General features: G+C 35.7%; 3 protein-coding genes. All 3 read right to left on the reverse strand.

The features are described 5' to 3' along the window. Window positions 1-180: 180 nt before the first annotated feature. The 3 genes from AC3AX0_RS08980 to AC3AX0_RS08990 all read right to left on the reverse strand — a co-directional run bounded on the left by AC3AX0_RS08980 (window position 181) and on the right by AC3AX0_RS08990 (window position 3,691). Window positions 181-1,167, reverse strand: coding sequence for an electron transfer flavoprotein subunit alpha/FixB family protein (locus tag AC3AX0_RS08980; protein WP_487549960.1), 987 nt, complete (start codon window positions 1,165-1,167; stop codon window positions 181-183). Further along, entirely contained in the window at window positions 1,168-1,971 is an 804-nt protein-coding gene (locus AC3AX0_RS08985; protein WP_487549961.1) for an electron transfer flavoprotein subunit beta/FixA family protein, read from the reverse strand. It abuts the gene before it with no gap. Between the two features lie 307 nt (window positions 1,972-2,278). Further along, entirely contained in the window at window positions 2,279-3,691 is a 1,413-nt protein-coding gene (locus tag AC3AX0_RS08990) for a sugar transferase (RefSeq protein ID WP_487549962.1), read from the reverse strand. Between the last annotated feature and the right edge of the window lie 156 nt (window positions 3,692-3,847).

Here is a 3,847-nt window from a genome sequence, read left to right on the forward strand (position 1 = left end):
CAGATAGTGACCAAAGCATTTATTAAGATGCGCAGAAAAGTTTCCTTAAGCCTTGAAAAAAACTACCCTCCTTATTATGGATTATGATAAATCTTGAACAAACCTTTTGGAATGTTCAAAAATAATAACTTGCTGAAATCAATTCTTCTCTTATATACAGCCTTTCTATGTATAATGTTTTTATGCATTTTGTTTGTTTATCTTCTCTATCATCTGAGGTATAACCTCGTACATATCTCCTACTATTCCGTAGTCTGCAATATTGAATATTGGTGCTGATGGATCTGAGTTTATAGCCAGAATCGTTTCTGATTCCTTCATGCCAGCCTGATGCTGAGGTGCTCCCGATATTCCACATGCTATATATAGCTTAGGCTTAACCCTGTTTCCGCTATATCCAACCTGATGAGTTTTCGAAATAAATCCATCTTCCACAAGTGGTCTTGAAGATCCTACAACTCCTCCTAGAGCATCAGCCAGTTCCTTGATCATCTTGAAGTCCTCTGAGGTTTTTAGTCCCTTGCCAGCAGAAACCACTATCTGTGCATCTGTGATATTGAAATCCTCTTCTGTGATTTCCCTTATAACTTCTATCATGTTGTTTTCTATAACTATAGGTTCTAATATTTCAACTTCACCTGTTCTGCTTTCATCCCTTTTAGCCTCGTCAAATTCCTTGTATCTAACTGTTGACATCTGTGGCATAAAATCAGACTTTATATGTGCAAGAATATTCTCGCTGAAGGCAGGTCTTATTTGTACAAGCTTCTTGTCATCCTTGTCGATTTCAAGTCCAGTACAATCTGCTGTCAATCCGCATTCAAGAGTTGCTGCAACTCTTGGAGCCAATGATCTTCCAAAGCTTGTAGCACCAAAGAGACATATTTCAGGTTGTACCTCCTTAATAATCTTCACTACATTTTTTGCATATGTCAAAACTTCAGGAATGCTAAATATTTCATCATCCTTTACGTGATATATCCTGTCGGCTCCCCTGTAGATAAGTTCATTCAAATCAAGATTTGAGGGACCGCAGATGCAGCAATAAACATCCTCACCCAGCTCCTCTGCAAGTATTTTTGCCTTTCCAAGGAGTTCGTAGGTAACCTTGTGGATAACTCCGTCTTTTTGTTCAGCATAAACCATTACACCAGTAAAATCCTTCATCTACTTCACCTCCAATATCTTTTTGTCTATCATTATATCAGTAAATTCATCAAGGGCAGCATTGATATCTTCACGCCAAAGCTTTCCTTCCCTGTGAACCTCTTTTGGTACCTCTATCTTCTTAACCCATGTAGCGGAGCCTTTCAATCCAGCACCGGTTTCATCAATATAATTGCTCATCTTCTCAAGTCCCCATACAGGTATTTCAGCCTTTCTTGCCTTCATCTTGTTTTTGAAGGATGGCAGCCTTGGATTGTTTATATCCTTTGTAACAGTCAAAAGTCCTGGGAGCTGCATCTTTTTAACATAAACTCCGTCCCAGATATCTGTTACTGCAGTTATATCCTTGTCAGTAACTTCTTCAATCTTTTCTACAAAACAAATATGGGGAATATCAAGAATCCCAGCAACTTCAGCTCCAACCTGTCCAGTATCTCCGTCAACAGTCTGCATACCTGCAAATACAAGATCGAATTCTCCAATTTCCTTTATTCCTGCAGCCAAAGTATGTGCAGTTGCCTTAACGTCAGCTCCGCCGAATTTTCTATCACTCAGAAGAATACCCTCATCGGCGCCTCTTGCTATTGCTTCCTTAAGAGCAGACTCGGCACTTGGAGGTCCCATACTTAATGCCACTACCTCAGCACCCATTTCTTCCTTGATTGCTACTGCAGCTTCCAAGGCATTAAGATCAAAAGGATTTATTTCTGTTCCGGCAGACTTCCTGTCTATAACTCCTTTTTCCCTGTCAAACTTCACCTTTTCCATGTCGGGAACCTGCTTGATCAATACAACTATTTTCATACTTACCTCCAAATAGAATTTACAGTTCTTACTATAAAAAAACGTTATGATTTCATCAACTCTGGTAGAACCACTTCCAATAAAAGAATAACACTTTTTTACGTTTTTGTAAAGATTTCGGAGAATAGTAGTTTATTTAACAATCAAGCAATCACTGTACACCTTGAAAAATAACGATTCTCTACATAAAACAACCTGAAATCCATTGAAAGAATTTCAGGTTCATATACAAAGCCGTGTTATTTTGTTTACTTTTGTCCCAATTCGTTGATATGACTCTCATTTAAATGTCATTAATTTAACAATCTTATTTCACAACTTCAATAACTCCGCTTTCATATATCTTAACATCAAAATCATTTTTTTTAGCAGTATCTTCAAGGGAATCCGCCTTTTTAAGTCCTTCAGACGAAGATTTCATAAATATTACCTTTAAAGTATAAAACATTATTTGTATATCAAGAAAAATCGAATAGTTGTTTATATAATAAAGATCGTAAATAAGCTTGTCCCTCAATGCAGTATTGTATTTCCCCCTAACCTGAGCAAATCCCGTTATACCTGCCTTGAACTTTGTCCTAAATCTGAACTCATCATATTCTTTTATGAATTTTTCTGCAATTTCAGGTCTTTCCGGTCTTGGCCCTACTATGCTCATTTCACCCTTCAACACATTTACAAGCTGTGGCAGTTCATCAATCCTTGTCATCCTTAGAATTTTTCCAACTCTGGTTATTCTCGAGTCATTCTCATCCGCAAAAACTGGTCCTGTCGATGCCTCGGCATTTTCTACCATTGTTCTAAACTTAATCATCTCAAATTTTTTATTATTTTTTGTAAGTCTAGTCTGCTTGAAAAAAACCGAACCTCCATCCTGAATCTTTACAGCAATTATTGAAGCGACCATAACAGGAGTCAGCACTATAAGACCAATTACAGACAACACAATGTCCACTACCCTCTTCAGAATCATCTCCTCGGTACTTATTTTGTTGCTGAAGCTGAATACAGGTATGTCGTCAAGTGTTGTAAACACGGCTGTATTGTTAAAAATCGCCAAAGTAGTTGGAATTGCAAAGGCTTCCTTATTTTGCATATAACAGTGTTTAATTATATCTCCCTTTAATTCAGAATCAACCATATTGCTTATGAATACGGTCTCAGTTTTGTCAATATACTTCATAAGCATCTTTTTCCTCAGTATTTCCGAATCTAGAATATACTTTACATCATATAAATGATCAAGATGTTTTATAAGCTTTATTGATATCATTTCCTTGTCTTCTGTTGTTCCAATTACTATTGATTTTTCCTTTATATGAATCTTCTGATAAAGAATAAACATTATCTTTTTCTGCACTGCAAAAGCTACTGTGCTAAAAAGAATGGAATACAGGAATACTCCATTTGGTATCTTTGTTCTTTTGAAAATATAGCCTAGTGTAATAACAACTACATGAATTAGTATTATTGACAATATTGAATTGTACATGCTATCCAGATATTTTTTCTTACCGCAGTAATAAGGTTTGTATATGGAAAAAACTATGAAGGAAAAAACAGTTACTATGGCAATTACTTCCTCAAAACTGAATTTTGCAAATCCTAGCTCTCCTGTTGCAACTGAATATGCAATAACAAATCCAACAACTATTATTAAATAATCAATTATTAACTGTACAGTAAAAAACAACTTATTTTCATTTGCATTTCTAATCATATTTATACCTCGTGTCCTACCCCAATGAATGTGCTTATTATATCAAAATTATCTCTATATAACAAGATTTCAATTCTCTATGGTTTTTGACTTTCTCTCTCTACAGGAGTATTATTATATTGTAGATATCCAAGAAAACAGCTATGCTGAGTTAAC

This window comes from Dethiosulfatibacter sp., assembly GCF_983023055.1.

Excerpts from the sequence above, each read along its gene's own strand:
- AC3AX0_RS08990 (WP_487549962.1), bottom strand. The coding sequence starts at position 3,691 with ATGATTAGAAATGCAAATGAAAATAAGTTGTTTTTTACTGTACAGTTA.
- AC3AX0_RS08985 (WP_487549961.1), bottom strand. The coding sequence starts at position 1,971 with ATGAAAATAGTTGTATTGATCAAGCAGGTTCCCGACATGGAAAAGGTG.
- AC3AX0_RS08980 (WP_487549960.1), bottom strand. The coding sequence starts at position 1,167 with ATGAAGGATTTTACTGGTGTAATGGTTTATGCTGAACAAAAAGACGGA.